The 26,553-nt window shown below is 63.4% G+C and carries 22 protein-coding genes; 12 read left to right on the top strand and 10 right to left on the bottom strand.

The annotated features are described in order from the left end of the window. Both BV071_RS09875 and BV071_RS09880 read right to left on the bottom strand, forming a co-directional pair. The coding region (locus BV071_RS09875) for a hypothetical protein (RefSeq protein ID WP_265594284.1) at positions 1-437 on the bottom strand (437 nt) is incomplete at its 3' end. Then, positions 418-1,089, bottom strand: coding sequence for a sigma-70 family RNA polymerase sigma factor (locus BV071_RS09880; RefSeq protein WP_081885908.1), 672 nt, complete (start codon positions 1,087-1,089; stop codon positions 418-420). The genes BV071_RS09875 and BV071_RS09880, both read right to left, overlap by 20 nt. A 284-nt stretch (positions 1,090-1,373) precedes the next feature. On the opposite strand from BV071_RS09880, the gene BV071_RS09885 reads away from it, so the two are divergent. From BV071_RS09885 to BV071_RS09910, 6 genes are all read left to right on the top strand, one after another. Further along, positions 1,374-2,684 carry an NAD(P)/FAD-dependent oxidoreductase gene (locus BV071_RS09885; RefSeq protein WP_052573117.1) on the top strand — a complete coding sequence of 437 codons (1,311 nt, stop codon included), beginning with the start codon at positions 1,374-1,376 and terminating at the stop codon, positions 2,682-2,684. A 5-nt stretch (positions 2,685-2,689) separates the two neighbouring features. After that, entirely contained in the window at positions 2,690-4,246 is a 1,557-nt protein-coding gene (locus BV071_RS09890) for an NAD(P)/FAD-dependent oxidoreductase (protein ID WP_035605833.1), read from the top strand. A 6-nt stretch (positions 4,247-4,252) separates the two neighbouring features. Further along, complete coding sequence (locus BV071_RS09895) at positions 4,253-5,719, top strand: cation:proton antiporter (RefSeq protein WP_052573118.1); 1,467 nt, start codon at positions 4,253-4,255, stop codon at positions 5,717-5,719. A gap of 293 nt (positions 5,720-6,012) precedes the next feature. Next, the gene (locus tag BV071_RS09900; protein WP_035605835.1) at positions 6,013-7,512 is read left to right on the top strand and encodes a tryptophan halogenase family protein; all 1,500 of its coding nucleotides are present in this window, start codon (positions 6,013-6,015) and stop codon (positions 7,510-7,512) included. 82 nt (positions 7,513-7,594) lie between these two features. After that, positions 7,595-7,897, top strand: a complete 303-nt coding sequence (locus tag BV071_RS09905; RefSeq protein ID WP_075090877.1) for a WYL domain-containing protein — start codon at positions 7,595-7,597, stop codon at positions 7,895-7,897. A 359-nt stretch (positions 7,898-8,256) separates the two neighbouring features. Further along, on the top strand, positions 8,257-11,988 hold the full coding sequence (locus tag BV071_RS09910) for a phosphoribosylformylglycinamidine synthase (protein WP_035605839.1): 3,732 nt from the start codon (positions 8,257-8,259) through the stop codon (positions 11,986-11,988). A gap of 323 nt (positions 11,989-12,311) precedes the next feature. Here the strand turns inward: BV071_RS09910 and BV071_RS09915 are convergent, their stop codons facing one another. The 3 genes from BV071_RS09915 to BV071_RS09925 all read right to left on the bottom strand — a co-directional run bounded on the left by BV071_RS09915 (position 12,312) and on the right by BV071_RS09925 (position 13,856). Then, complete coding sequence (locus tag BV071_RS09915; RefSeq protein ID WP_035605842.1) at positions 12,312-12,791, bottom strand: FKBP-type peptidyl-prolyl cis-trans isomerase; 480 nt, start codon at positions 12,789-12,791, stop codon at positions 12,312-12,314. A 96-nt stretch (positions 12,792-12,887) separates the two neighbouring features. Further along, positions 12,888-13,424: an FKBP-type peptidyl-prolyl cis-trans isomerase gene (locus tag BV071_RS34725; RefSeq protein ID WP_081885909.1), complete on the bottom strand. Its 537-nt coding sequence runs from the start codon at positions 13,422-13,424 to the stop codon at positions 12,888-12,890. Between the two features lie 81 nt (positions 13,425-13,505). After that, entirely contained in the window at positions 13,506-13,856 is a 351-nt protein-coding gene (locus BV071_RS09925; protein WP_035605844.1) for a nucleotide pyrophosphohydrolase, read from the bottom strand. A gap of 181 nt (positions 13,857-14,037) precedes the next feature. Here BV071_RS09925 and BV071_RS35260 point away from each other — a divergent pair, with 181 nt between their 5' ends. Together BV071_RS35260 and msrB are read left to right on the top strand one after the other, a co-directional pair. After that, on the top strand, positions 14,038-14,247 hold the full coding sequence (locus BV071_RS35260; protein WP_265594285.1) for a hypothetical protein: 210 nt from the start codon (positions 14,038-14,040) through the stop codon (positions 14,245-14,247). 168 nt (positions 14,248-14,415) lie between these two features. After that, positions 14,416-14,925 (top strand): peptide-methionine (R)-S-oxide reductase MsrB, encoded by a 510-nt coding sequence (gene msrB / locus BV071_RS09930; protein WP_343123400.1) that lies wholly within the window; start codon positions 14,416-14,418, stop codon positions 14,923-14,925. A 149-nt stretch (positions 14,926-15,074) separates the two neighbouring features. Here msrB and BV071_RS09935 read toward each other — a convergent pair whose 3' ends face one another. From BV071_RS09935 to BV071_RS09950, 4 genes are all read right to left on the bottom strand, one after another. Next, on the bottom strand, positions 15,075-15,878 hold the full coding sequence (locus BV071_RS09935) for a TIM barrel protein (protein ID WP_052573120.1): 804 nt from the start codon (positions 15,876-15,878) through the stop codon (positions 15,075-15,077). Between the two features lie 82 nt (positions 15,879-15,960). Then, positions 15,961-16,269, bottom strand: a complete 309-nt coding sequence (locus BV071_RS09940; RefSeq protein WP_265594286.1) for a hypothetical protein — start codon at positions 16,267-16,269, stop codon at positions 15,961-15,963. Positions 16,270-16,399: 130 nt separating this feature from the next. Continuing rightward, positions 16,400-16,921, bottom strand: coding sequence for a PH domain-containing protein (locus BV071_RS09945; protein WP_052573121.1), 522 nt, complete (start codon positions 16,919-16,921; stop codon positions 16,400-16,402). Positions 16,922-17,110: 189 nt separating this feature from the next. After that, a complete protein-coding gene (locus BV071_RS09950) occupies positions 17,111-18,208 on the bottom strand; it encodes an alpha/beta hydrolase fold domain-containing protein (protein WP_035605978.1) in 1,098 nt (365 codons plus the stop codon). Between the two features lie 287 nt (positions 18,209-18,495). Here BV071_RS09950 and BV071_RS09955 point away from each other — a divergent pair, with 287 nt between their 5' ends. The 4 genes from BV071_RS09955 (at position 18,496) to murA (ending at position 22,362) form a co-directional block, all read left to right on the top strand. Beyond that, positions 18,496-19,617 carry a M20/M25/M40 family metallo-hydrolase gene (locus tag BV071_RS09955; protein WP_265594287.1) on the top strand — a complete coding sequence of 374 codons (1,122 nt, stop codon included), beginning with the start codon at positions 18,496-18,498 and terminating at the stop codon, positions 19,615-19,617. Continuing rightward, complete coding sequence (locus BV071_RS09960) at positions 19,614-20,069, top strand: hypothetical protein (protein ID WP_035605853.1); 456 nt, start codon at positions 19,614-19,616, stop codon at positions 20,067-20,069. The genes BV071_RS09955 and BV071_RS09960 overlap by 4 nt, the downstream gene beginning before the upstream one ends. Positions 20,070-20,216: 147 nt before the next feature. Further along, positions 20,217-21,065 (top strand): peptide chain release factor N(5)-glutamine methyltransferase, encoded by an 849-nt coding sequence (prmC, locus tag BV071_RS09965; protein ID WP_035605857.1) that lies wholly within the window; start codon positions 20,217-20,219, stop codon positions 21,063-21,065. Between the two features lie 28 nt (positions 21,066-21,093). Continuing rightward, positions 21,094-22,362, top strand: a complete 1,269-nt coding sequence (gene murA, locus BV071_RS09970; RefSeq protein WP_035605981.1) for a UDP-N-acetylglucosamine 1-carboxyvinyltransferase — start codon at positions 21,094-21,096, stop codon at positions 22,360-22,362. Positions 22,363-22,480: 118 nt separating this feature from the next. Here murA and BV071_RS09975 read toward each other — a convergent pair whose 3' ends face one another. After that, entirely contained in the window at positions 22,481-26,539 is a 4,059-nt protein-coding gene (locus BV071_RS09975; RefSeq protein ID WP_035605860.1) for an autotransporter-associated beta strand repeat-containing protein, read from the bottom strand. Positions 26,540-26,553 lie beyond the last annotated feature (14 nt).

Raw genomic sequence — 26,553 nt, forward strand, 5'->3', positions numbered from 1 at the left:
TTCTCCGGGGTGTAGAGCACCGGGCCGGATTGGCCCACGCTCGGTCCGGGGATGACCCGGTTTCCGGCCCGGGTGCCTGCCCAGAAGCATAGCGCCATCCCGGCCACCGCAGTGGTCGGCAGGAAGAAACGCCAGAAGCTGGAAAACCCGCTGCGCACGGCGGCGGCAGCCGCTGAGGGCCCCGTGACGGGCGCCGCACCGGCAGCCTCCCGCGCGATCTCGCGGGAGATCCGGGAATTGAAGAAATCGGCATAGGGCGGCTCCACCGCGGCAGGCAGGTGCGCCCGCAGCAGCGATTTCATCTGCCGCGCCTGGTCGCGATGCTCCAGCCATTCCGGCTGGGTCGCAGCCCAAGCTTCGACAGTGGCGGCATCAGTGCCCTGCAGCTCATCTTCCACCCACAGGGCCAGCAGTTCTTCATCGGGCATCGTATTCATCCTTGAGGAGGGATTGGAGTTTTTGTCGGGCGTAGAACAAACGGCTCATCACCGTGCCGAGCGAGCAGCTCATCACCTCGGCGATTTCCTTATACGCCAAACCCTGGACGTCTTTCAAGATCACGGCTTCGCGATGTTCGGGGGATAATTTTTCCAGCGCGGCTTCAATTTTCACCCGGAGCTCGTCCCCGACCAGCGCGTCGTCCGGACTTCGGGATTCGGCGGGAGTGGCCACCGCGGCAGGGTCGATCCGTTCACGGCTGAGGAGTTCGTCGTTGATCTCGTCGCCCCCCTCGGGACGCCGTTTGCGGGTGAAATCATACACGCAGTTATGCGCGATCCGGTAGAGCCAGGTGGTGAAACGCGCCTTCGCCTCAAACCGTGGCAGAGCCTGCCACGCCTTGATAAAAGCCTCTTGAGAGAGGTCCCAAGCGTCGGTGTCGTTTTTGACCATATTGCGGATCATGGCGTAGATTCTTCCCCTATGCCGGGTGACCAATTCGTCATAGGCGCGGAGCTCGCCTGCTTGCGCGCGCAGCACCAAGGCCTCGTCATCCGGTTCGGCGGTTTCTCCGGGCATTCCGGAGGCGGCTCCGCCGGTCCCGGCTGGTCCCAGCACGGGGTTCGACGCGAGGCGCTGGAAAATATTCATGTTTTCGGGAACCTGACGCGCGGCGGATTGGAGGAAGAAAATCGCCGCGGCAGCACCGACGGGATGCGCCGAAAGATGAGCAGCCCTTTTGACGCTGGCAACCTCATTCCCGGGGTCAGGAAACAGTCGTTTTAGATTCCTTGGCAGCGTGAGCCGGAGCCTATCTGAAAATTCCGCTCAGGGGCTAAATTGCATAATGCAATCCGATTATAAAACGCCTCGACGCTGCGGCCCGCATCTTCGCACGAAATAATCGTGCGCCTTTCTTCTGCGAGTCCCCGGTCATGAGCTACGACGCGATCATCATCGGCGGCGGCCCCGGCGGCAGCACCGCGGGGAGTGTGCTGGCGCAGGCGGGCAAGAAGGTCCTGATTCTGGAGCGCGAGCGCTTTCCTCGTTTCCACGTGGGCGAGTCCCTGATCCCCTACGGCAACGATGTCCTTCGGGAGATCGGAGCCTGGGACAAGATGGTGGCCCACGGCTTCATGGAGAAGCTCGGCGCGGAGTTCGTGCTCGGGAACTCGAAGGCCGGGATCAACATCATCTTCGGCCGCTACCTGAATCCCCGCTACGCGCAGACATTCCAGGTGGAGCGCGCGAAGTTCGACAACCTCTTGTTAGAGAACGCGGCCTCGCTGGGCTGCGAGGTCTGGCAGGAGACCAAGGTCAAGGAAGCCAAGGTCACGGACGAGGGGGTGAGCGTCACCTGCGAGAAGGACGGCCAGGTCCATGAAGTCTCCGCGCGCTGGATCATGGATGCCAGCGGGCGGGATGCCTTCCTCGGGCGGCAGATGAAGCTGCCGAAGACCGACCTCGGCCTGCCAAAGAAGTTCGCGACCTTCGCGCACTTCCGCGGGGTGAAGCGCAACGATGCACCCTACCACGGGCACATCACCATCGTGCGCCTCGATTTCGGCTGGTTCTGGATGATCCCGCTGGATGCGGAGAAGACCTCCATCGGACTGGTGCAGACCCTTGAGCACTTCAAGGCCACCGGCATGAATCCCGGCGAGTGCTTCGAGCACGTGGTGGCGAGTTCCACCGAACTCCAAAGCCGCATGGCCGGAGCGGAGCGTGTGACCGAATACAACTTCGCCGGAGACTACACCTACCGCCACTTGCAGAATGCCGGGCCGCGCTGGCTCTTGATTGGCGATGCCGCGGGATTCATTGATCCGATTTTCTCCTCGGGTGTGATGCTCGCGATCCGCTCCGGCCACGCCGCGGCGAAGGAAGTGGTGGCTGCGGATGCGAAGGGCACGGCTCTCACGACCAAAGCCCAGAAGCGCTACACCAAACGGGTGGGCGAGATGTGCGAGGTGTTCCTGAACATGATCAAGATGTTCTACAACAACGACTCCTTCGAGGTCTTCATGGACGAGCATCCTCCGAAGGGCATGGAGTGGGCGGTGAACAACCTGGTGGCGGGCAACACCCGCATGGGTTGGCGCCTGCGCTTCCACGTCTGGCTCTTCTACGCCGTGTGCACCATCCACCGCCGCAAGGCCATCGTGAAGAAGATCGACTTCTCCGATCCGCGGACGGCTGCGGCTCCGGCGGACGCGGAGGCCGAGGTCGCCACCCCAGTTTCTTGATAGACATGGAAACCACTCCTCTCTCCGACGAGTATGATGTGATCGTTCTCGGCGGCGCGCTTTCGGGTGCGGCCACCGCCACCTTGCTACTGCGCCACAATCCCGGCATCCGGGTGCTGATCATCGAGCGCACCGAGCGGCTCGGCCGCCGCGTGGGCGAGGCCACGGTGGAAGTCAGCGCCTACTTCATGGGCCGGGTGCTTGGCCTGACGCGCTACCTGAACGAAAACCAGATCTGCAAGCAGGGCCTGCGCTTCTGGTTCAAGAACGACGAGGTGGAGAACATCTCCCAGGCCAGCGAACTCGGTGCGAAGTATCAAGTACGCCTGCCCTCGTACCAGCTCGACCGCCAGACCTTCGATGAAGAGGTCCTGCGCCGCGCCGGCGAGGCGGGCGCGCAGATCCTGCGGCCCGCGGTGATCCGCAATGTCGAGCTCAATGCCTGCGGACTGCAAAGCGTGGAGCTGAAATACGCGGGCGAGGTGAAGACCGTGAAAGCCCGCTGGGTGGTGGATGCCTCCGGCGTGGCGGCGCTCCTCGCCCGCAAGAACGGCTGGTGGGTGCGCAATGACGAACACCCCACCGCCGCGGCTTGGTCGCGCTGGAGGGGCCTGAAGGATTGGGACGGCCGCGAGCTGGCGGAGAAGTATCCGGAGTGGTCGAAGCAATGCCACGGCGTGCGCGGCACCGCCACCAACCACATCATCGGCGACGGTTGGTGGAGCTGGTGGATCCCGCTCAAGGGCGGCGATACCAGCGTGGGCGTGGTCTTCGACCAGCGGATCGTGGAGTGGAAGGAAGGCGGCAAGGTCGCCGATCGCCTGAAGGATTTCCTAATGGAGCACCCGGTTGCGCGCGAACTGCTTGCGGATGCCACCTACGACGAGGAGGACGTCCACTGGCGGCGCAACCTCGCCTACTACAGCACCACCTTCGCGGGCGATGGCTTTGTGCTGGTGGGCGATGCCGCGGCCTTCATGGATCCCTTCTACAGCCCGGGGATGGACTGGATCTCCTTCAGCACCACCAGTGCCGCGCATCTGATCACGCGCATCCGCAAGGGCGAGGCCGCGGAGGCATTGGTCGCGAAACACAACCGCGACTTCGCGACCTGCCACCGCCGCTGGTTCGAGTCGGTTTACAAGGACAAGTACCACTACATGGCCGAGTACGACCTCATGAGCTTGGCCTTCCGCCTAGACCTCAGCCTCTACTACTGGGGCGTGGTCGTGCCGCCCTTCGAGGAAGGCGAGATGGCACTGACCATGCCGCCGTTCTCACCGCCCAGCGGCAGGATCTTCGCCGCGCTGATGAGCTGCTACAACCGCCGCTTCGCCGCGATCGCAAAACGCCGCCGCAAGCACGGCCTATTAGGGAAGACGAACAAGGAAATGCGCTGCTTGCTGCCCGGCTTTACCCTGGAGCGCAAGGACATGTTCCGGCTCTTCGGGATGCTTTTCGACTGGGCGAAGCTCGAGCTGCGCGAGGGCTTCTACACCTGGTTCGCACCGGATGAAGAAGATCCCTTGAGAAGCCCCGCGAAAACCGAAGCTCGCGCCTGATCCGTCATGAATCGCAACACCATCTTCTATCTGGTCGTGCTGCTCGTCGTAGGCGGCGGCATTCTCGGTGTCATCAAGCTCGGCGCGGGACTTCCCGGCCCGACCCACACGGAGGCATCCCTGGCCGCAGAGGCCGCCCGCGCCGCATCAGCGACTCACGCGGCTGCGACCGATTCGGCCTTCGGGGCCATGCTCGCCTCCCTGTCGGCGAACCTGAATGATCCGCTCAGCCGCCTTTTCATCCAGCTCCTCGTGATCATCGGTGCCTCGCGCGTGGTCGGCGGGATCTTCACCAAGCTTGGCCAACCAGCGGTGGTGGGCGAGATGGTGGCGGGTATCCTGCTCGGGCCCTCGCTGCTGGGCTGGGTTTCACCGGACATGTTCAAGTTCGTGTTTCCGGCGACCTCCCTCGGCACGCTGAAACTGCTCAGCCAGATCGGCGTGTGCCTCTTCATGTTCACCGTGGGCATGGAGCTCGATGTCCGGCAGGTGCGCAACAAGGCGCATACCGCGGTGGTCGTCAGCCACGCCAGCATCGTCGCACCCTATTTCCTCGGCGTGGTGCTCGCCTACTTCCTTTATAGTAGCTTGGCCCAGCCGGGCACGAACTTCACGGCCTTCGCACTGTTCATGGGCATCTCCATGAGCATCACCGCCTTTCCGGTGTTGGCCCGGATCCTCCAGGAGCGCGGCATGACCCAGACTTACCTGGGAAATACGGCCGTGACCTGCGCCGCGGTGGATGATGTCACCGCTTGGAGCGCGCTGGCCTTTGTGGTCGCCATCGCTGGCTCGACCAGCGTGGCAGGCTCCGCGCTGAATCTCGCGCTGGTGCTGGCCTTCATCGTGGCCATGGTCTGGGGACTGCGCCCTCTGCTGCCCCGCCTTTTCGGCTGCGGGGAACTGGAGCGAGCGGATCCCTCGAAGCGCACGCTCGCGATCACCATCTGCGCCGTGCTGGTCTCCGCCCTCTGCACCGAGCTGGTAGGCATCCACGCGCTCTTCGGCTCCTTTCTCGCGGGCGCGATCATGCCGGACATCGCCGGGTTCCGCCACAAGCTGGCGGTGCGGGTGGAGAATTTCAGCACGGTGCTGCTTCTGCCGCTGTTCTTCGCCTTTACCGGCCTGCGGACCCAGATCGGACTCCTCAATGACCTCAACGGCTGGCTGATCTGCCTCGCGATCATCGGTGTGGCCACCGCGGGAAAACTCGGCGGCAGCGCCCTCACGGCACGCTTCACCGGCATGAGCTGGCGCGACTCGCTGCAACTCGGCGCGCTGATGAATACACGCGGCTTGATGGAGCTGATCGCGCTGAACATCGGCTACGATCTGGGCATCCTCTCGCCGCGGATCTTCGCGATGCTTGTCATCATGGCACTGGTTACCACCGCGATGACCGGACCGCTGCTGACTTGGTTCCAGCGGATGACAGTTCGCGAGGAAGTCCCGGACGACCTCGTGCGGTCTTAACCATGAAGCGACGAACGGTCCCCTATGGAGTGCGGTGGCACGACACCGCTTTGGCTGCTGGAGCGCTTGGTCTCCTCCAATTTGTGGCCGCTTCCCGCGGCGCAACCGAAGCATCCACCGGATAGCTCACTCATCGCCAATCCGTGGCCGTCTACCGCAGCGACACCAACCCGAAGCCAAAGCGGTATCGTGCCACCGCACTCCATAAGCCGCTCTCACTACTCGAAAACCACCTTAAGTGAGTACCATTCGTCACTGCTCCTCTTCCCCAAAACCCCAAAACCCAAAACCCCATGATTCAAGAAGTCCTAGTCCTCGGCGGCGGTAGCGCCGGCTTCATCGCAGCGATCTCGATCAAGCGCAAGATCCCGCAGCTCAAGGTGCTGGTGGTGCGCAGCACCGCGATCGGCGTGATCGGTGTGGGTGAAAGCACGACCCCGAATTTCCCGCGCCACCTCTTCGAGTATCTCGGCATCTCGCGGAAGCGCTTCTACGAGCTGGCCCAACCGACCTGGAAGCTCGGTATCCGCTTCCTGTGGGGGGCACGCGGGAGCTTCGACTACACCTTTAACTTGCAACTCGATTCCCACTACGAGGACCTGCCCAAGCCCACCGGCTACTACTGTGACGACGACTTCAACGACGCCAGCCTGCCCGGCGCACTGATGCGCCGCGACATGGCCTTCCCCCGCCAGCAGGATGGATCGCCGGAAATTCATCCCTGGCACGCCTTCCACATCGAGAACAAGAAATTCATCGAGATCCTCGAGATCGTGGCGAAGGAAGAAGGGGTGGAAGTCACCGATGGCAAGGTCACCGGCACCGAGCGCGGCGACCAAGGCATCGCGGCGGTGCACCTGGAAGACGGCCGACGCCTCACCGCAGACTTGTTCATCGATGCCAGCGGCTTCCGCAGTGAGCTGTTAGGAAAGACTTTGGAGGAGCCTTTCGTCAGCTTCGACAAGTCACTCTTTTGCAGCAGGGCCGTGATCGGCGGCTGGGAACGTGGACCCGACGAACCGATCCTGCCCTACACCACCGCTGAAACGATGGACGCCGGCTGGGCCTGGCGCATCGACCACGAGAAGCTGATCAATCGCGGCTACGTCTATTGCCCGGAGTATATCTCCGACGATGAGGCGGCAGCCGAGTTCCAGCGTAAGAACCCGCGGGCCAAAGTGGAACCGCGGATCGTGAACTTCCGTTCGGGCTTCTACCAACGCCAGTGGGTGGACAATGTGGTCGCCTTCGGCAATGCGGGCGGCTTCGTTGAACCGCTGGAGTCCACCGCGATCATGATCCTCTGCTCGCACATCCAGACCTTGGTGGACTTCCTCAAGCACGCCGACCTGCAGCCTACGCCGACGATGAAGCGGCTCTACAATGACCTGACCGCGAACACCTGGGACGACATCCGGCAGTTCCTCTCCCTGCACTACAAGTTCAACGGCAAGCTGGATACGCCCTTCTGGAAGGTGGCCCGCGAGGAAACGGATGTCTCGGGCATCCAGGACTTCATCGACTTCTATCAGGAGAACGGCCCGACAGGCTTTGCCCGCTACCGGCTACCGCGCAGCCAGAACGACTTCGGGCTCGAAGGCTTCATGGTGATGATGGTGGGCAACCAGGTGCCCTACAACAAGCGCCACAAGGCCACACCCCAGGAGCTCCAGATCTGGGCCCAGAAGAAGCAGCTATTCGCGCAACAAGCCAACCGGGGGATCCGCAGCGAGGAGGCGTTGGCCTACGTGAAGCACCATGGCTGGCAGTGGAATGCCGATACCCGGAAGTAGCGCAAAAAGTGCATGCCACCGCTAAGACAAACGGTGGCTTGTATAGCGTACCGCCGCGGGTGCTTTTCTATGCTCGCGGAGCGTGAGCCCGCGTCGAAATTTCCCCGATATCCGCGCCCTGAGGAAAGCCATCCAAGGCCGGCGGATCGTGTCCTTCTGGTGCAAGAACAACGCCTTCCGGATCGAGCCCTATGGATTGCTCCAAGCCAAATGCACCAAGGCCTGGGTCCTCGCCGGGTGGTGCCTGGAGCGGCAGTCGTGGCGCTTCTTCCGCTTCGCCGAACTTCGGGATGTGGTGATGCAGGAGGAGCGCTTCCCGCTGCGTGACGACTTCCCGATGGAGGTGCCGGACTGCCGGGGCGGCTGGCGGCGGCGGGAGGCTTGATGTCCGATTTTACCCCCATGATCGCGTGATTGGAGTCGGCGCAAAATCGGCCATGATCACTCCCGTAAGCCGAACGGTCCCCCCGCCGCGAGACTTGCAATCCCCCACCAAACAGACCCGCCCTTCCCCCCCCGAGGACGGAAGCCACCCCCAAGGGAAAACCCGCTGCCTTCGTTCCCCCAAACGGCGTTAGCGGGTTTTTCTTGTACAGGACAGGCCTCAGCAAAGCACACAACCCACTACATTACAATGTGATAAAGCGACCACCAATGCTCTCTCATGGCATTTCCGGGGACACCCGGCTTGCCCTCCGGGGGGTGGTAGCTAGCATTCAGCGCCTCCGCAGTCGCTGTCGCCCAATGAACCGCATTTTCGTCGAAAAGAAGCCTGAATTCAACGCCGAGGCCCGCCACCTCTTGCATGATCTCAAGGAATCGCTCGGACTCCACGGCCTGGCCGGGGTGCGGGTGATCCAGCGCTACGATATCGACGGGCTTTCGGCGGAGGAATTCTCCCAGGCCGTGAGCCTGATCCTGTCCGAGCCACAAGTGGACCTGACCTACGCCGAACTGGTGCCGGCGGCGGACGAAACGGCCTTCGCCGTCGAGTATCTGCCGGGACAGTTCGACCAGCGCGCGGACTCCGCGGCACAGTGCGTGCAGATCCTGACCGGCAAGGAGCGCCCGCTGGTCGCCTCCGCAAAGGTGATCCTACTGAAGGGGGCCTTGTCCGCCGACGACGTGACCCGGGTGAAGGGCTACGTGATTAACGCAGTCGACTCACATGAGGCCGGCATGGCGGTGCCGCAGAGCCTGCAGCCGGTGATCCATGCGCCGGCGGACGTGGCGGTGCTGAGCAGCTTCACCAGCAAGAGCGCGGAGGAACTCGCCGAGCTGCGCAAGGAACTGGGCCTGGCGATGTCCGATGCCGACCTTGCCTTCTGCCAAACTTACTTCCGCGATGAGGAGAAGCGGGTGCCGACGATCACGGAGATCCGGATGCTGGACACCTACTGGTCGGACCACTGCCGCCACACGACCTTCCTGACGAAGATCACCCAGGTGCACTTCGACGACGGCACCGAAGCGATGGTGGCCGCATGGGACAGCTACATCGCCACGCGCGAAAAGCTCGGCCGCGACGACAAGCCGGTCACGCTGATGGACATCGCGCTGATCGGCATGCGCGAGCTGAAGGCCAGCGGCGAGCTCGATAACCTGGAAGTCTCCGAGGAAGTGAACGCCGCCTCGATCGTGGTGCCAGTGAGCATCGACGGAAAGCCGGAGGAGGAGTGGCTGGTGATGTTCAAGAACGAGACGCACAACCACCCGACCGAGATCGAGCCCTTCGGCGGTGCGGCGACTTGCCTGGGTGGCTGCATCCGCGATCCGCTTTCGGGCCGCTCCTACGTCTATCAAGCGATGCGCGTGACCGGTGCGGGCAATCCCCTCACCCCCTTCGCCGAGACCCTGCCGGGCAAGCTGCCGCAGAAGAAGATCTGCCAGATCGCAGCGCACGGTTACTCGTCCTACGGCAACCAGATCGGCCTCGCGACCGGCCAGGTGGCGGAGGTCTATCACCCCGGCTACGTGGCCAAGCGCCTGGAGATCGGCGCGGTGGTGTCAGCAGCCCCGCGCTCGCAGGTTTTCCGCGGCTCGCCATCGGCGGGCGATGTAATCCTTTTGATCGGCGGTCGCACCGGCCGCGATGGTGTGGGCGGCGCGACGGGTTCCTCCAAGGAGCACACCGACACTGCACTGGAGAACTCCGCGGAAGTGCAGAAGGGCGATGCGCCGACCGAGCGCAAAATCCAGCGTCTCTTCCGCAATCCGGAGCTGACCAAGAAAATCAAGATCTGCAACGACTTCGGCGCTGGCGGCGTGTCGGTGGCGATCGGCGAGATCGCGCCCTCGCTGGAGATCGATCTGGATGCGGTGCCGAAGAAGTACGAAGGCCTCGACGGCACCGAGCTGGCGATCTCCGAATCCCAGGAGCGCATGGCCGTGTGCATCGATCCACGCGATGCGGCTTACTTCATCGCGGAGTGCGACAAGGAGAACTTGGAGTGCGTGAAGGTGGCGGATGTCACCGAGACCGGCCGCCTGCGGATGAAGTGGCGCGGCAAGACAATCGTTGACCTCAGCCGCACCTTCCTGGACACGAACGGTGTGCAGCAGACGGCCGCGGTCCACGTGACCGCACCACAGGGCGATTTCCATTCGGCCTTCAAGAGCGTGAGCGCGCCCTACGACCTGCTCGCGGATCTCAACCACTGCTCTCAGAAGGGCCTTGGCGAACGCTTCGATTCCTCGGTGGGCGCCAACACCATTCTCTGGCCCTTCGGCGGCAAGACCCAGACAACCGCACCGGATGCGATGGTGGCGGGCCTGCCCTTGTTAGAAGGTGAGACGGACACCTGCACTTACATGAGCTGGGGCTTCAATCCCCACCTCTCCGCATGGTCGCCCTTCCACGGTGCGGTCTACGCGGTGACGGAATCCGTGTGCAAGGCGGTGGCCGCCGGTGCCGAACTGGCGCAAGTGCGCCTGACCCTGCAGGAGTACTTCCCGAAGCTGGGTGGCGACGCGGTCCGTTGGGGCCTGCCCTTCGCAGCATTGCTCGGCGCTTGGCATGCACAGCACGGCCTGCGACTCGCCGCGATCGGTGGCAAGGACTCGATGTCCGGCTCCTTCAACGAGTTGGATGTGCCGCCGACGCTGGTGTCCTTCGCACTGGCACCGGGCAAGGCAAGCCTCGCGCTGTCGCCTGAGTTCAAGAAGGCCGGCCACATGCTCTCGCTGGTGACGGTGCCGCGCGATGCCGACCAGCTCCCGAACTTCGCCGAGCTGCGCGAGATCGCCGCCGGGCTGCATGCCGCGAACACTGCGGGTAAGATCATCTCGATGAAAGCGCTGGGCTCCGGCGGACTGATGCACGCGTTGGCGCTGTGCAGCTTCGGCAACCAGATCGGCGCGGAGATCACCACGGATGATGATCTCTATAGCGAGCGCTACTTCAGCTTCTTGGTGGAGCACGTCGATGAGTTGCCGGGGAGCCTCCACTTGCACAGCCGCCTGATCGGCCGGACGCGGGATGGCTGGAAGATCTCCGTGGGCGGCAAGAGCAACGATGCCGCGCTGCTGATGGAAGATTGGGCCGCCACCCTGGAGCCGATCTATCCGACCATCCCCGACAGCGGCGTGGGCCGCTGGGACGGTGAGGAGAACAACGGCCAGCTCAGCCTGAACGAGCGCCGCCCGGACCGCCGCAGCGCGGCCCTGCACAAGCTCGGCAAGCCGAAGGTGCTGATCCCCGCCTTCCCCGGCACGAACAGCGAATACGATTCCGCGAAGGCCTTCAACGAAGCCGGTGCGGAATCGCAGATCCTGGTCTTCCGCAATCTCACGCCGCGGCACCTGGAGGAGTCGCTCGAAGCCTTCGCCAAACAGATCCGCGAGTCGCAGATCCTGATGTTCCCCGGTGGCTTCAGCGCAGGCGATGAGCCGGATGGTTCGGCCAAGTTCATCGCCACCGTGATCCGCAACTCGCGGGTGGCGGATGCGATCATGGACCTGATCAAGAACCGCGAGGGCTTGATCCTCGGCGTCTGCAACGGCTTCCAGGCACTGATCAAGACCGGCCTGGTGCCCTACGGCGAGATCCGCGATCCGGATGCGAAGGCTCCGACGCTGACCTTCAACACCATCGGCCGCCACGTCTCCAGCTTCGTGAATACCCGGATCGTCAGCACCACCTCGCCATGGATGGCGGGAATGACTGCGGGCGACATCCACACGCTGCCGGTCTCGCACGGCGAAGGCCGCTTCTTGGCCAGCCGCGAGGTGGTCATGGACCTCTCCGCGCACGGGCAGATCGCGACGCAGTATGTGGACCGCGAGGGCAAGCCCTCGATGCACATCCAGCACAACCCGAACGGCTCGGTCTATGCGATCGAAGGCATCACCAGCCCCTGCGGCAAGGTCTTCGGCAAGATGGCACACACCGAACGCAGCGGCGCGCGGATCGCGAAGAACATCCCGGGAGTGAAGGTCCAGCCGATCTTCGCCGCAGGGGTGAAGTGGTTCGCGTGAGCTGATTTCTCCGTCCAGGGGAGAAGGTCCGCCGTCATCGCGTCCCCGCAATGACGTGATGGCGAGACGCCGCAAAATCGGACATGATCTTCCTCGTAAGCCAAGCCGATCCCCCCGCCGGCCGAGCTTGCGAAACCGACCCAATTCCCCCACCCAAGAAACCCAAAAGGTTCAACCCGCTGCTCGCGTTTCCCCCCGAACGCCTCCAGCGGGTTTTCCTTTTGTCAGGGGATGCAATGCCGCGCAAAAAAAGAAGCCCGGCACTGCTGCCGGGCTTCCGTTAGAACGGGAATCGAGAAGGACTCGCCTTCCCTAACAGACAATCACTGTCCCTTGATGTCGAGCAGCTCGACTTCGAAGATCAGCGTGGCGTTCGACGGGATCTTCGGCGGACGACCGGCCTCGCCGTAGGCGAGCTTGCCCGGGATCTCGAACTTGAACTTGTCGCCCTTCACCATGAGCTGCACGCCCTCGGTCCAACCGGGGATCACAGCGTTCAGAGGAAAGCTGGCCGGCTGCTTGCGCTCCACGGAGCTGTCGAACACTTTGCCGTCCGGGAAGGTGCCATGGTAGTGCACGGTAACTGTGTCGGTGGCCTTCGGGTGGACGGTGCCGTCGCCCTTCTTGAGGACCCAGTACTTCAGGCCGCTCTTGGTGACGGTGGGCTCATCCTTCTTGGCCTCTTCCTTCTTCTCGGCAGGAGCCTTTTCCTCCTTCGGCGCGGCGGGAGTTTTTTCGGGCTCTGCCAAGAGCGGCAGGCAGACGGCCGCCAAGGCGGCGAGGGAGAATACGGTGGTCTTCATGGTTGCTAGGTTTCCTAATGGAACAGTGGCAGAATCTTCCCCGGCATCGGCCTAGGTCAAGCCGGGACCTGCCTCCCGCCCATCCTCCTTCTTCCTTCAGTTGATCTTCAGCAGCTCGACCTCGAAGATAAGGGTGCTGTTCGGCGGGATCTGCGGACTTGGGCTCTGCTCGCCGTAGGCGAGATTGGCCGGGATCTCGAAGCGGAATTTGTCACCCTCCTTCATGAGCTGGAGGCCCTCCGTCCAGCCGGGAATCACGGCATTCAGCGGGAAGGCGGCAGGCTCCTTGCGCTCCACGGAGCTGTCGAAGACGGTGCCATCCTGCAAGGTGCCATGGTAGTGGACCTTCACCATATCGGTGGCCTTGGGGCTCACGGTGCCGCTGCCCTGCTTGAGGACCTTGTATTTGAGGCCGCTGGCCGTGGTCTTGGTTTCCTCCCGCGGCGGGCGCTCGCCAGACTTCGCGGAGACTCCTCCGTCGTAGGCCGTGCTGCCATCTGCATTCGGGGCGGCGCTTTCGGCCGTGTTCGCCGGTGCCGGTGGCGTGATCTTCTCGGCGGCCGACTTGTGGTCATCGCAGGCGGCCACGCAGAACGCGGCGACTGCGGCGGGGACAAAAGTAAGGCGTTTCATCGGTGGTCGGGAAGAATTCAGACCACAAGATCTGCCCGCAACCACCGCGGGTCAAGCCACGAACCCGGCCAGCCTTTCTGCTCATAATTCGTTGTATTTCAGGTTGTTGCCGCGCGCCTTGTCCTGCGGGTAGCGCGCCTCGTTACGGGCGATTTTGGCCTCCATGATCTCTCCCAGGTTCATCCCGAGCAGGTCCGCCATCTCGAAAAGCAGAATGCCGACATCCGCAATCTCCGAGGCGATCTCGTCACGCCGCTCGTCGGCACGCCGTTCGACCTGGTCCGGCTGCTGCCAAACGAAGTGCTGCAAGAGCTCCCCCGCCTCCGCCGCGATGGCCACGGCCATGTCCTTCGGGTTGTGATATTGCTGCCACTCCCGTGCGGCGACAAAGGCACGGATGCGGTCGGTGAGGCCGGAAATCGAGTCGGACATGGCCGCAGACTGAACTCCAGCCCCCGAACTTCAAAGGGAATCCGCAAAGTGACAGTCCGGTGAATTCGCGGTGAAACGGAATTCGGCGACTTGCATGCACGCTTGGCATGCGACATGATAGAACACCTGTATTACCCAGCTTTTTATGCACCCCTATGAACCAAGTTCACAATCGGACCCCTTGAAGTGCCATGTCGGCGATTGGGTCCCCGTTTCATCGCCCGCCGTCGCCGAGTGGCAGACCCGTAGCGGCATTTACTGGTATCTCGTCGGCGGCTTCGTGCGGCGGCGGATGCAGGGCGCGGGCCCGGTAAATCCGGCCGTCCCCTGGGGCTTCGAGCTGCGTCGAAACTTCGTCCCGGCTGGCGACGTATGGCTGCGCAGTTGCTGAGGTGAGGCAATGGCATGGAATGGCGACGCGGGATTGGAATTACCCCGCCCCTTGCATCCTCTCTCCTGCGTGCGTAGATCTGGTTCAATGAAATCCGCCCTGCCCCTGCTCGTGGCCGTCTCGGCCCTTTGCGCCTCTTGCACGGCGGAAGAAAAGAAGGAGAAGCCCATGGAAACCGCCAGCACCGCCCCACAACAGCCGACCGGCAAGGTCGAGAAGACCGAGGAGGAGTGGAAGAAGATCCTCACGCCGGAGCAGTACCGCATCTCTCGCCAGGCCGGCACCGAGCGGGCCAATGGCGACGTCTACAAGCAATTCAAGGATCAGGGAGCCGGGACCTACTACTGTGCGGCTTGCGGCGCTGAGCTTTTCACCTCGAACGAGAAGTTCGACAGCCACTGCGGCTGGCCTTCTTTCTACGACCCCTCCAAGGCCAAGAACGTCATTACCAAGGATGACTACTCCGGCGGCATGGTCCGCACCGAGGTAAACTGCGCCAAGTGCGGCGGCCACCTTGGCCACGTCTTCAAGGGCGAAGGCTTCGACACGCCGACCGACCAGCGCTACTGCATCAATGGCACGGTGCTGAAATTCGTGCCCGCCGGTGGCGCGAAGCCGGAACCGAAGAAAGAGGAGCCGAAGAAAGAGGAGCCGAAGAAGGACGCGGAGAAGAAGTGATCTGGAGGGACTGAGCCCGTGGATTGCCCGTCGATTCACGGGCGGTGTTCCCCTTTGCGGCTGCGCCGCAAAGGGGGCTGATTTTTAGCTAACAGTCTCCGCGGGTCGGGCAGGACACTCACAGCCGGAACTTTCAAAGTTACGCCACTTCACGCGGACGCCAGATCCACCTGATAGAGCCGCTCCGCCGCACGGCGCGCATCACCCCCGAGCGGCAAGCACTCGGCACCGAATGGCACGGGCAGCATCAGCTCGCGGCAGCGCTTGAAGACCTCGCTGTAATTCACCTCGCCGGTGCTCGGCTCATTGCGGCCGGGCGAATCGGCGAACTGCACGTAGCCGATCCACTCGCGGTGCATCTCGAGGTTGTCGATGAGATTGCCCTCGTAGCGCTGCATGTGGAAGAGATCCCAGTTCAGGCGCACCCAGGGCGAGTTCACGGCCTGACAAATCGCCACGCCATCCGCGCTGCCGTAGAGACAGTGCCCGGGGTGGTTGTAGGGATTCATCGGCTCGAGGATCACCATCTTGCGCTTGGCCTCCAGCACCGGCACCGCCGCGCGCAGCTTCTCGATCAACGCGGCGTGCATCTGTTCCTTGCTCAGGCCGGGAATATTATCGCCGCCGACCACAGTCATCATCTCGCAGCCGGGCAGCAGCGCCGCGGCGGCACAAGCGGCCTCGATCTCCGCGACGAAGTCCTGCACCGGGAAGTCCGGATGATTGACCTGCTGGCCGAAGCCCCACGCGGTGAACTGCGTGGCCGTCATGCCGTGCTTGCGCAGCGCCTCGCCACCGGCAGCAAGGTCCTTGTCGCGCCAGGTCCAGAGTTCGATCGCCGGGAAGCCCAGCGCCGCAGCCTGCTCGATCCGCGAGACGAAGTCGCCCTCGAACCACATCTCAATATTCACGGCGATGGGCGTGTGCGGCGTGCGTCCGGGCAATTCGGTCATGCGGGGAGGAGAATGAAGATCGCCCCGCTTGGCACGCGCAATTTTGGAACGAACGAAGCCAATGCGCCAAGAGCCCCAAGATTCAAATCTTGGAGAGCTCGACTCCTGTGCAGCTCAACTCTCGGCGACCGGCATTCGTGCTCAGGTGGAGTCGGCTCCACCTGCCCTCGATCGCAACCACCTCTGCATCAAGAATCGTGCACGGACCGGCAAATGGCCCTTCGAAAACCTGGTAGCTGTGGACTTCACGAAACACCAACGAGCGCTTCTCGAACTCATTGCGCTCCCAATCCTTAGGGTAATCCACCTCCATGGTCAGCTCCCCCGAAACGCAGTCTTCAACGACGCTCAGGATCCGGGTATCGTGAAAATGAATCGCAGAGATGTCCATAAGCGTGGCGAGCCCCGCTCCGACGCAAGGCACCATGAGCCCAAAGTCCCAAAAACCTTGGCGAACTTGGCGCCTTGGCGGTTCCAATCAACGTCTTCCGCGCCTCCGCGGTTCGTTCCATCCAATCCGCTCAAGCCACGCCGCCGTGGTCACCCATGTCGCCGTGATCGCCGCCGCTGTCTGCCATGTGATCAAAATCCACCTCGCGCACGCGCTTTTTGTCGCGCAGCATTTCCACCTGCTTGCGCAGATTCTCGCGGAGAGTGTCGCCATCGCTCACGGCCTTGATCTCGATCCGCGGCTGGGAGAGGTCCGAGGTCTCAATGACTAGGGTGGAGAGACCGAAGATGCGATACCAGAAGGGCCGCTCCATGGAGGTGTCTTTCACCCGGTAGAGTTCCACATCGTCCAGCTTGCGGTTGAAGATCCCCTGCTCCAAGCGGATCCGCTCAGTGGTCAGCTCGGTGCGGATACTGCGGGTCTGCATGTAGATCCAGATCGCCCAGATAATCGGGATGATCAGCGCCGCCCAGATAGGGAAGAAAAAGAAGCCGCCTACCCCGATGCCGATGGCCAGCAGGAGGACGAGGAGGTATTTGCCGAGATTCAGCACCTGCGAGGGGCTGCCTTTCCAGAGGACTTCTTCGCTCACCCCTGTAGACTGCACGATTTCCCGCTGGTTCAACAAGTGGAGAAATGGTCAGGAATTGGAGGGGCACGGCCCCATCGATTTCCTCGCCGTCGGCCCGGGGAATCCCAGTTTACCGAAAAATGGACGCGGAAGAAGCACTGGCAAGGCTGACCACAGGACCGCTCCACGCTGTCACCGCGCCTCCATTCCTCAGTTCGCCTTGATCGGCGCTTCCGAGATCTCGCCGGGAATGCCGCGGAGTTCCTTGTCCAGGAAGACCTTGATCCGCTGATTCAGCTCGTTGTTTTCAAAGCCGTGCCCCCCGCCCTGCATCTTCACCAGGTGGCTCTCGACCTTCGCTCCCTGCAGCGCGGCATGGATCTCCTCCGCCTGCGCATAGGGCACCAGGGTGTCATTGGTGCCGTGGGCGGTGAAGAAGGGCGCGTCATCCTTACTGATCCAAGTGACGGCTGAGGCCTGGCGGGCATTCTCCATCACCTCCTCCTTGTCCTTGCCCAGGAGCTGCTTGATCATGTTGCCAGTGCTAAGATTCTCGAAGCTGGTGTCCTTGCCATAGAAGCTCAGGAAGTCGGTGGGGCCGAAGAAATTCACCACGCACTGCACCCGGCTGCTGACCTTGCCGAAGCTGCCGAGCGAGCCTTCCAGCTTCGGCTCATCGCCGGAAGTGCCGAGCACCGAGACGAGCTGGCCGCCGGCGGAGAGTCCCATCACGCCGATGTGGTCAGGATCGATGCCATACTCCGCGGCCTTGCCGCGCAGGAAGCGGATCGCCGCCTTGCAATCGTAGATCTGCGCTGGCCACATCGCCTCCTGGGTCAGGCGGTAGTTGATCGTAGCTGTCACATACTCGCCAGAGGAGGCGAGCAAGCGTGCGACGCTCAAGCAATCTTCCTTGCGGCCGGAAAGCCAACCGCCGCCGTGGATAAAGACCACCAGTGGGCGCTTCTTGGTGGCCGCATCCTTCGGCACTAACAGATCGAGCTTCTGCCGCGGATTGCTCCCTCCCACGTAGTCGATGTTCTTGAGCTGATCCAACTCCACGCCGGCCTTCGCCTCACCGCCGGTCTGCCCGGAGGCGACTGCTAGGAATTCCTCCCGGCTCACGAACTTGTCGCCATTCTTGTCCGCCATGGAGAAATACTGGCGGAGCTGCTCCGGCACCTCGTCGAGCGAGAGCTTGCCGTCCTTGTTCGCATCGAAGTTCGCGAAAGGATCCGGCTGAGCCGGGGCTTGGGCAAGAGCCGCGGCAGGAGCGAGCAGGAGCAAGGAAAGCGGGAGCCAACGCATGCCGGAGAAAACACCGAAATCGCTTTCCTGTCGCGTCCAATTTCCACGGCTCTCCATAGCGTTGTAGCGGAGTGGCTGCGCCATTCCGGCTGGGAGAGTTCACTTTCCAGATCCCCGCGCCGCGCCACGCCCCCCTTGAAAAGGGCTCAGCCGCTCTTCCCGGCATCCTCCCCGAATGGCGCATTCATTGGACAGATGGATTTTCGAACGCACCGGGAGCCTCACCTTTGCCGTTCTTAGAGATTGGCGCTAGTCCCCTGATATCATCTCATCCCCAAGTGAACGGCGTGGTCGAACTTCTCCAGCAATTGGTGCGCATCCCATCGGTGAACCCGGACAATCCGGCAGGCACCGACCGCACCGGCGAGGCGGAGATCGCCGCGTGGCTGAAGACTTGGCTGGAGGAGGAGCTTGGTGCCCAGGTGGTGCTGGAGGAGATCCGGCCCGGCCGCCCGAACCTGATCGCCCGCTTCGCCCCGCGCGATGGCCGCCAGCGGATCCTGCTCGGTCCGCACCTTGATACCGTGGGCGTGGCTGCCATGACCGTCGATCCCTTCGCCGCGGAGCTGCGCGATGGCCGTCTCTGGGGCCGCGGTGCCTCAGATACCAAGGGCCCGATGGCCGCGATGCTCTGGGGCCTGAAGCAAAACGCCGCGATCCTCAAGGACCTGCCCATCGCCGTCGACTTCGTCGCCTTCATGGGCGAGGAGTCCAGCCAGTGGGGCTCGAAGGACTTCGCCAAGCACCACGGTCACGACTACTCCTTCGCGATCGTCGGCGAGCCGACTTCCCTCGACATCGTTTACACCACCAAGGGCTCCCTCTGGTCCACCCTGCGCGCCACCGGCAAGGCCGCCCACTCTTCCCAACCCGAGCGCGGCGAGAACGCCGCCATGAAGCTCGCCCGCGCTCTCGATGTGTTAGAGCGTGAGATGACGCCCAAGCTCGCCGGCTACACCCATCCCGTGCTCGGCCGCTCGACCTTGAATGTCGGCGTCCTGCGCAGCGGCTCGCGGCCCAACATCGTGCCGGATCTTGCCGAGGCGGAGATCGATATCCGCATCACCCCCGCCCTGCGCGATGCCGGTGGTGCCCTTGCGCTCTTGAAGGCGGAGATCGGTCGCCTTGACCTGCCTCTGGAGATCGTGCGCCCGCACGAAAACCCGCCGATGGAGATGCCCGCCAGCCACCCCTGGATTGAACGCATCCGCCACGTCCGCGAGGCCTGCAAGCCTGTCGGGGCGCCTTGGTTCTCGGATGCCGCCCACCTTTCCAGCGCCGGTGTTCCTTCCGTCTGCATGGGCCCCGGCTCGATCGATCAGGCGCACACCTGTGATGAGTTCATCGACATCGCGGCGCTGGAAGAGGGCGCTGCCTTCTTCACGGACTTCGTGAAATCGCAGGCATGAGACGCGCCGCTATCCTGCTCATCGCAGCAGCACTCCACGCCGCTTGCGCCTCCTCGCCATCAGCGTCGTCATCCGCCCTGCCGGAGCCCTATCCTGAAGTGGAAGGCGGCCCCAGCCTGCACGGCCAGACCTACATGAAGAATCCAGGCATCCCGGATGCCGCGGAGATCCATCACATCTTCTTCGCCGCCTACTCCCGCTCCCGCATCAAAATGCGTGGCGGCGAGGACCTCGAGACGATCGCCCTCAACCTCGCCGAATTGCGCACCCGCCTCGGCGATGAGGCCTTCGCCGCTGCATTGACCAAGGAACACCCCGCCGTGGTCTCCGCCGTGGCTAGTCACTTCGGCCGGGAGGAAGCCCGCAACCCGGCCTTCCCTCTTACCGCCAAACTCATCGCCGATAGCCCCCACTACGATCTCGAACTCAATCAGGCCGAGAGAGAGTCTTAGCCGGGTCCGGGGCTTCATAATTCCGCGCTTTCGTCTGATTTCGCCGTCAAAACCAGACTCCTCTCCACCCCGCGGAGCTGAGGAAGAGGCGCTTTCTCCACTCCGGTCTTGCGTCTGGTGCCTTCCCGTCTTTCGTCTTCAGCCCGCATGACCACCGTCCTCGAGACCCTCGACAAGGGCACCAGCTACCTCACAAAAAAGGGCATCGAGGACGCCCGGCGCAACATGCAGATGCTCGTCGCCCACCAGCTCGCCTGCACCCGCATGGACCTCTACCTGCGCTTCGACCAGCCGCTGGAAGAGAGCGACTTGGCTCCCCTGCGCGAGCTGCTCAAGAAACGCGGCGAGGGCGTGCCAATCCAGCACCTCGTCGGGCTGGTCACCTTCCACCGCCGCGACTTCAAGTGCGACGGCCGCGGCCTGATCCCCCGCCCCGAGACCGAGGAACTCGCCGAGTGGCTGCTCAAAAACGCCTGCCCTACCCTCCCTGCCAGCCCGCGCATCCTCGATATGGGCTGCGGCAGCGGCGTGCTCGGCCTGACCCTGGCTGCGGAAATCCCCGCCGCCGCCGTCACTTTGGCAGACCTTTCCCCCGATGCCTTGGCCCTCAGCCGCGAAAACGCTGCCGAACTCGAAGTCACCAACGCCCGCTTCGTCGAAAGCGACCTGTTTTCCGCCCTCGGCGAGGAAACCTACGACCTCATCGTCGCCAATCTCCCCTACGTTCCGGAGGCCGACCGCCCGACCCTCGCCCGCGAGCTGGCCCACGACCCCGCACTCGCCCTTTTCGGCGGACCGGACGGCATGGACATTATCCGCAAATTCGTCCCGGAGGCCGCCCGCAGGCTCGCCCCGGGGGGATGGCTTGCCTTGGAGATCGGCATCGACCAAGCTCCCGAGAGCGAAGCGCTGCTGGGCACCGCCGGCCTGACCGAGGTGAAGACCCTCAATGACTTGTCGGGAATCGCCCGATTCCCGACCGCCCGCCGTGCCTGAACCTTTTCCGACCTTTTCCCACTTCTCAATGGACAAACTCATCGTTCACGGCGGCACGCCGATCCACGGCGCGATCACCGTTTCCGGTTCCAAGAACGCCTCCCTGCCGATTCTTGCCGCCACCCTCCTGACCGAGGAAGACTGCGTGATCCGCCGCGTCCCGGACGTCTCCGACACCAACTACATGGTGCAAATCCTCACCGGCCTCGGCGCCGATGTGGAACGCTTCTCGGGCACCGTCCGCGTGACCGCTGCGGATATTTCCGACACCGCCCCTTACGAGATCGTCCGCCGCATGCGCGCCTCCGTCTGCGTGATGGGCCCGCTGCTTGCCCGCATGCGCAAGTGCGTGGTCGCCCTGCCCGGCGGCTGCATCATCGGCGACCGCCCGGTGGACCTCCACATCCGCGGCCTCGAAGCTCTCGGCGCGAAGGCCGAGATCGAAGGCGGCAATGTCACCCTCACCGCGCCGGATGGCCTCAAGGGCGCCACCGTCGACCTCTGCGGTCCCTCGGGCCCGACCGTCCTCGGCACGGACAACGTGATGATGGCCGCCACCCTCGCGGAGGGCATCACCACCATCACCTCCGCCGCCTGTGAGCCGGAGGTCGTGGACCTCGCCGATTTCCTGAATGCGATGGGTGCCAAGATCACCGGTGCCGGCACCTCCGTCATCACCATCGAAGGCGTGTCGAAGCTGAAGGGCTGCGTCCACAACGTCATCCCCGACCGCATCGAGGCCGGCACCTTCATGGCTGCCGCCGCCCTCGCCGGTGAAGGCGTGACCCTGCGCCGCATCCGCCACGAGCACCTCACCGCGATCACCTCCGCGCTGCGCAAGGCTGGCCACCAGGTCCACTTCAATGACGTCGGCGACGCCTGCACCGTGCATCGCGGTGATACCCCGATGTCCGCGGAGATCGTCACCGAGCCCTACCCCGGCTACCCCACCGACATGCAGGCGCAGATGACCGCGCTCTTCGTGACCACGCCGGGCACCAGCATCGTGATGGACACCATCTTCCCGCAGCGCTTCATGCACTGCGCCGAGCTCAAGCGCATGGGCGCCGATATCCAAGTCAGCGAAGGCAAGGCCGTGATCAAGGGCGTGGAGCAACTCAGCGCCGCCCCCGTGATGGCCAGTGACCTCCGCGCCTCCGCCGCCCTCGTGCTCGCCGCTCTAACCGCTAAAGGCTCCACCGAGATCCGCCGCCTCTATCACATCGACCGCGGCTACGAGCACATCGACGAGAAGCTCCTCGCCCTCGGCGCGCACGTCGAGCGCGTGCGGGAGTAAGGGCTGACCTCACGGCAAAGCCCGCCATTCTGGAAAGTAGTGTCCGGCACCCCTCCCATAAAGGGGTGCCGGACCTCCGGTTTCACCGGTGACCTCCTGGAGAGCTATCGATCCAATATCAGGGCAGGATCACTTTCAGCCGCGCGAAGGTCTTGCGCGCGCTGGCCGGCAGCGTGAATTGCACGCTGGTCCCGCTATCCACCACTCCCGTGATCGCCGGAATCCAAGCCGCCAGATCTTCCGAGGTCTGCACCTCATAGGTGCAGGAAGCCTGCGGATCCTTCGGCCAGGTCACCTTGCCCCCGATGATCGGCGGATTCACGGTGAAGGAAGAACCCGTCTGCCCCATGAAGAACTCCACGGCATTCGCCACGCCATCATGATCGTAGTCGGCATCCGCTCCGCCACCGCCGGCATTCGCTGCGGCCCAGCCAGCGTAATTACCCCCTTGTGACACCGTCAGTGTCACCGCCTTGCCGCCATAGGCCGGATCATCGTAGTCCAGCACGAAGAGCTGGCTGCCGACCGTGATCGTGTCGCCATCTTCAATCACATCACCATTCGCGTTGCTGAAGACGCCCGCCAAGGAACCTCCGCTATACTGGATCATTACGAACTTGCTTCCCGCCGCCAAGCTTGCCTGACCCAGATTGTCATCCACCACCGTCAGCACGCTGCCACCGAGCTCCATCGCACCGCTGGCCGTTATCTTGCCCGCTTGCACCAGCGAGCCGTCGTAGTGGAACTCGAAGCCTGCCGTCGACCCGAAGTAGCCCAGCTCGCCATTCGCCATCACCAGCTTCGCATTGCCATCATGCGGCACGCGGAATTTCACGCCGTTCGCGGTCACCCCGCCACCGGGCAGATTCGTGATCGTGCCATTCTCCCAGCTCAGGATTCGATTGCCCGTGCCGGTGCCAGCGCTGATCGCAGTCGTCGCCAGGCTCGCGTTCGACCTCAGGTTCGCCGTGGCATTCAGGGCACCATTCGTGCGGCTGCCGAAGTTCAGCGAGGGCGTCTTCACCGTGCCGCCTTCCACCGTCAGCGTCGCGTTCAGCACGCCGTTGTTGCCGTTGTTGTTGTAGATGTTGCCCAGGATGATCTCGCTTGCATCCAGTGTCCCCGCACCCATCACAAAGCTGGCGTTCTGGATCTGGTTCAAGCCGCGGCCGTAGTCGCCGATCTTCAGCGAGCCCACCAGCGCATCCAGGGTCGAGCCGGTGGTGCCGGCCAAAAGGTCAATGGTCACGTTTTGCGTCGGACCGTAGGCCGTCCCGCGGCTACCCATGTTGATGTTGGTCCGGCTGCTACCATCCGTGCCGCGAATCACCAGCGAGGGATTCGTCGCACCGTTCGAATGCACGAGCGCCGCATTGTCGCGCGTGAGGCCCATGTTGATCGTGTCCGCACGCAGCGTCGTGCTGACACCAAGCTGCAAGGTGCCCGAGGCGATGTTCGTATTGTTGGCCGGCACCGCACCGTTCACCGTCTGAATGTTCAGGGTTGCCGCCGTCAGGCTCGAGGTGGCTGGCAGTAGCAGCGTGGCACTGCGGGTTGCGCCATTCGCGCTCTGTGAGCCCACGTTGATCGTGCCGGAGGGCACATTGTAGGTGAAGGACGGGAGGTAGCTCAGGTCCAGCACGTGGCTGGAGTCAGTGGTCGGGCCCGTGCTGAAATTGCCGCCGCCCACCGCGAGCGCAGCATCGCTGACGATCGTGTTAGATCCTCCGCCCGGACCCACGGCACGCAGGCTAGACACCGACGTCAGAGCATTGTTCGAGGCCTGCACCAGGCCATTGCCCGCGGTGAAGGCCAACGCACCGCCAGCCGGAAGGTGCGAACTCGCATCAAGCACCAGCGTGCCCGGGCCCACCCGCGTTTCACCTGTGTAGCTCATCGTCCCGCCGAAGCGCAGGCTCCCGATACCCGCATGGCTGAAGGCACCACTGCCGTAAACCGGATTGGAGAAGGTCACATCATCGCTGCGGTTGATCGCCAGCGTGCCGTAGTTCACCACCGCGCCGAGCAAGGAGCCCGCGACATCGCCATTGCCGAGCTGCAGGGTGCCGCCATTGATTGTCGTACCTCCGGTGTAGTTCGCATCAGCTGCCAGGATCGTCGTCCCCGGCCCGTTCTCCACCACGCTGCCGCTACCGCCGACTGCCGCGAAGATCAGCAAACTTCCGTCCCGATTGAAGGCCAGCGTGCCGTTGTTGGTGATCACGGAAGTATTGCCTAGGGAGCCGGTCGCGCCACCCGCGCCCACCTGCAATTTGCCGGCGCTGATCGTGGTGCTGCCATCGTAGCTGTTATCGCCGGTTAGAATCGTCGTGCCGCTGCCAAGCTGCGCGATTGCACCCGCACCACTGATGACATTCGGGAAGGTAAAGCTGTCCGAGCGGTTGAAGGCCAGCGTGCCGCCATTCTGCACCTCGCCCGTGCCCAGGCTGCCGCTGGTGCCGCCCGACCCCACGGTCAGGGTGCCCGCGGCGATTAGATTGATCCCGCTATGGCTGTTCGTCGTACCGAGGATCACATTGCCACTGCCGGTCTTGTCGATGCCGGTGACGCCGGAGATCGCCCCGCTGCCGGTGATCGTGTAGCTCTTGCTGTTGTTCGCAAAGGTCACGGAACCCGGCGTGACCGTCTCGTTCAGCGTGATGCTGGTAGTCCCCGTCGCGCTATCGTCGAAGGTGGCGGCGTCGAACTGGAAGTAGTTGTCGGTGCTGCCGCCCTTGCTCCAGTTGCTGCCAGCGCCGCTGGCCCACACCGCACCCGGAGTGCCCTTCCAGCTCACTGCCGCCGGCGCGCCACTGAAGCTCACGCTGATCGCGGAATTACTACCAGTGCCGTAGTCCACGCTCGGGGTCACCCGGCTGCCGCTCAGCCCATTGAAAACCACCGGCGGATTACCGCTCAGGGTGCCTTGGTAAGTCACCAGCGTGTAGGGCGTGCCTAGGGTCGGCGGCGAGGTGACCTGCACCGCGATGTTCCCCGCGCTGCGGGTATAGTTGCCCGCGATCACCGCTTGATCGTTGGAAGAAGTGCCTAGGTTCAGCAGCAGCGAGCCGCCATTCTGCACCACCGGGCCGCTGGTCGAACTGCCCCAGCCGAGGCCGCCGTTCGCGATTGTCAGCGGCACGCCGGTATTCAGCACTCCGGTCAGATAGAGTTTGGCCGGCCCGTCCTTCACGAAGGTCAGCGCATTGCCCGCGGTGAAGCCCAGCGCACCAGCATAGGTGCCATCCGCGGTCTGGTTCACCGTCAAAGCGGAGGAGGCGCCGATCCCTTGGATCGTGCCCGCCGCACCGCTCAGGTTGCCGATCGAGGAGGCCGCATTGCCCACGCTCACAGTGCCGTTCGTCACGGTCAGTGCGCCGGCCGTATTGTTCCAGGCATTCGTCAGCACCAGCCGCGAAGCCGCATTCACCAGCGTGATCGCGGACGAAGCATCGAGGCCGCCGGCCACGTTATTGTTCAGGCTCCAGCCGTTGCGGATCTCATAAGAAGCGGTGCCCAGCGAACTGCCGAGGTTGAAATTCGAGACCCCGCCATTCGAGGTGCTGGCGGTATTCAGGACCACCGCGCCGCTGTAGGCATTCGCCAAGCCGCTGGCGATGTTCACAAAGCGGCTTGCACCACTGCCGTTGTTCGTGAAGTTCACGGTCAGCGTGCCGCTGCCGTAGATCGCACGGTTGAAGTTCTGGTTCTGGGTGAAATTTGAGCCTGTGCGCTCGATGATGTTGTTGCCCGTGAAGTTCAGGCGCGCGTTGACCGCCTTGGTCGTGCCATTGGTCGAGACGAAGCTCAGCGTGCTGTTGCTCACCTGCACCGCGGTGGCCGGATCGGTCGCGGTGGTCGAGCCAAGTTCACCGCCGCTGAAAGTATAAGTGTGCGTCACCGTTCCACCGCTCGATCCCGGAAAGGAGAGCGTGCCACCACTGACCGAGAGATTGCCACCCGCGAAGATCGAGGTGGCGGTGGTCGTCAGGCTCGGCGAGGCAAGGGTCTTGGAACTGACCCCGTAGTCATTCGCCGGATCAGGCGCGAGGCTATTGCTCCAGATGGCACCATCGGTCCAAGTGCCGCCGCTGGCACCGGTCATGGTCACCGATTCGGCGAGCGCGGGGGAAACAAGGAGGGAGGAAGCAAGAATGGGGAAGACGCTGTATTTCATGGCTTTTCCCGCAG

The sequence above is a fragment of the Haloferula sp. BvORR071 genome, from assembly GCF_000739615.1.
GTDB lineage: Bacteria > Verrucomicrobiota > Verrucomicrobiia > Verrucomicrobiales > Akkermansiaceae > Haloferula.

Bases quoted from the DNA above. Each gene is read 5' to 3' on its own strand.
- BV071_RS09935 (WP_052573120.1), bottom strand. From the start codon at position 15,878: ATGACCGAATTGCCCGGACGCACGCCGCACACGCCCATCGCCGTGAAT.
- BV071_RS09925 (WP_035605844.1), bottom strand. From the start codon at position 13,856: ATGTCCGACTCGATTTCCGGCCTCACCGACCGCATCCGTGCCTTTGTC.
- msrB (WP_343123400.1), top strand. From the start codon at position 14,416: ATGGAAACCGCCAGCACCGCCCCACAACAGCCGACCGGCAAGGTCGAG.
- BV071_RS34725 (WP_081885909.1), bottom strand. From the start codon at position 13,424: ATGAAACGCCTTACTTTTGTCCCCGCCGCAGTCGCCGCGTTCTGCGTG.
- BV071_RS09950 (WP_035605978.1), bottom strand. From the start codon at position 18,208: ATGCGTTGGCTCCCGCTTTCCTTGCTCCTGCTCGCTCCTGCCGCGGCT.
- murA (WP_035605981.1), top strand. From the start codon at position 21,094: ATGGACAAACTCATCGTTCACGGCGGCACGCCGATCCACGGCGCGATC.
- BV071_RS09910 (WP_035605839.1), top strand. From the start codon at position 8,257: ATGAACCGCATTTTCGTCGAAAAGAAGCCTGAATTCAACGCCGAGGCC.
- BV071_RS09960 (WP_035605853.1), top strand. From the start codon at position 19,614: ATGAGACGCGCCGCTATCCTGCTCATCGCAGCAGCACTCCACGCCGCT.
- BV071_RS09940 (WP_265594286.1), bottom strand. From the start codon at position 16,269: ATGGACATCTCTGCGATTCATTTTCACGATACCCGGATCCTGAGCGTC.
- BV071_RS09885 (WP_052573117.1), top strand. From the start codon at position 1,374: ATGAGCTACGACGCGATCATCATCGGCGGCGGCCCCGGCGGCAGCACC.
- BV071_RS09895 (WP_052573118.1), top strand. From the start codon at position 4,253: ATGAATCGCAACACCATCTTCTATCTGGTCGTGCTGCTCGTCGTAGGC.
- prmC (WP_035605857.1), top strand. From the start codon at position 20,217: ATGACCACCGTCCTCGAGACCCTCGACAAGGGCACCAGCTACCTCACA.
- BV071_RS09915 (WP_035605842.1), bottom strand. From the start codon at position 12,791: ATGAAGACCACCGTATTCTCCCTCGCCGCCTTGGCGGCCGTCTGCCTG.
- BV071_RS09900 (WP_035605835.1), top strand. From the start codon at position 6,013: ATGATTCAAGAAGTCCTAGTCCTCGGCGGCGGTAGCGCCGGCTTCATC.
- BV071_RS09975 (WP_035605860.1), bottom strand. From the start codon at position 26,539: ATGAAATACAGCGTCTTCCCCATTCTTGCTTCCTCCCTCCTTGTTTCC.
- BV071_RS09890 (WP_035605833.1), top strand. From the start codon at position 2,690: ATGGAAACCACTCCTCTCTCCGACGAGTATGATGTGATCGTTCTCGGC.
- BV071_RS09880 (WP_081885908.1), bottom strand. From the start codon at position 1,089: ATGAATATTTTCCAGCGCCTCGCGTCGAACCCCGTGCTGGGACCAGCC.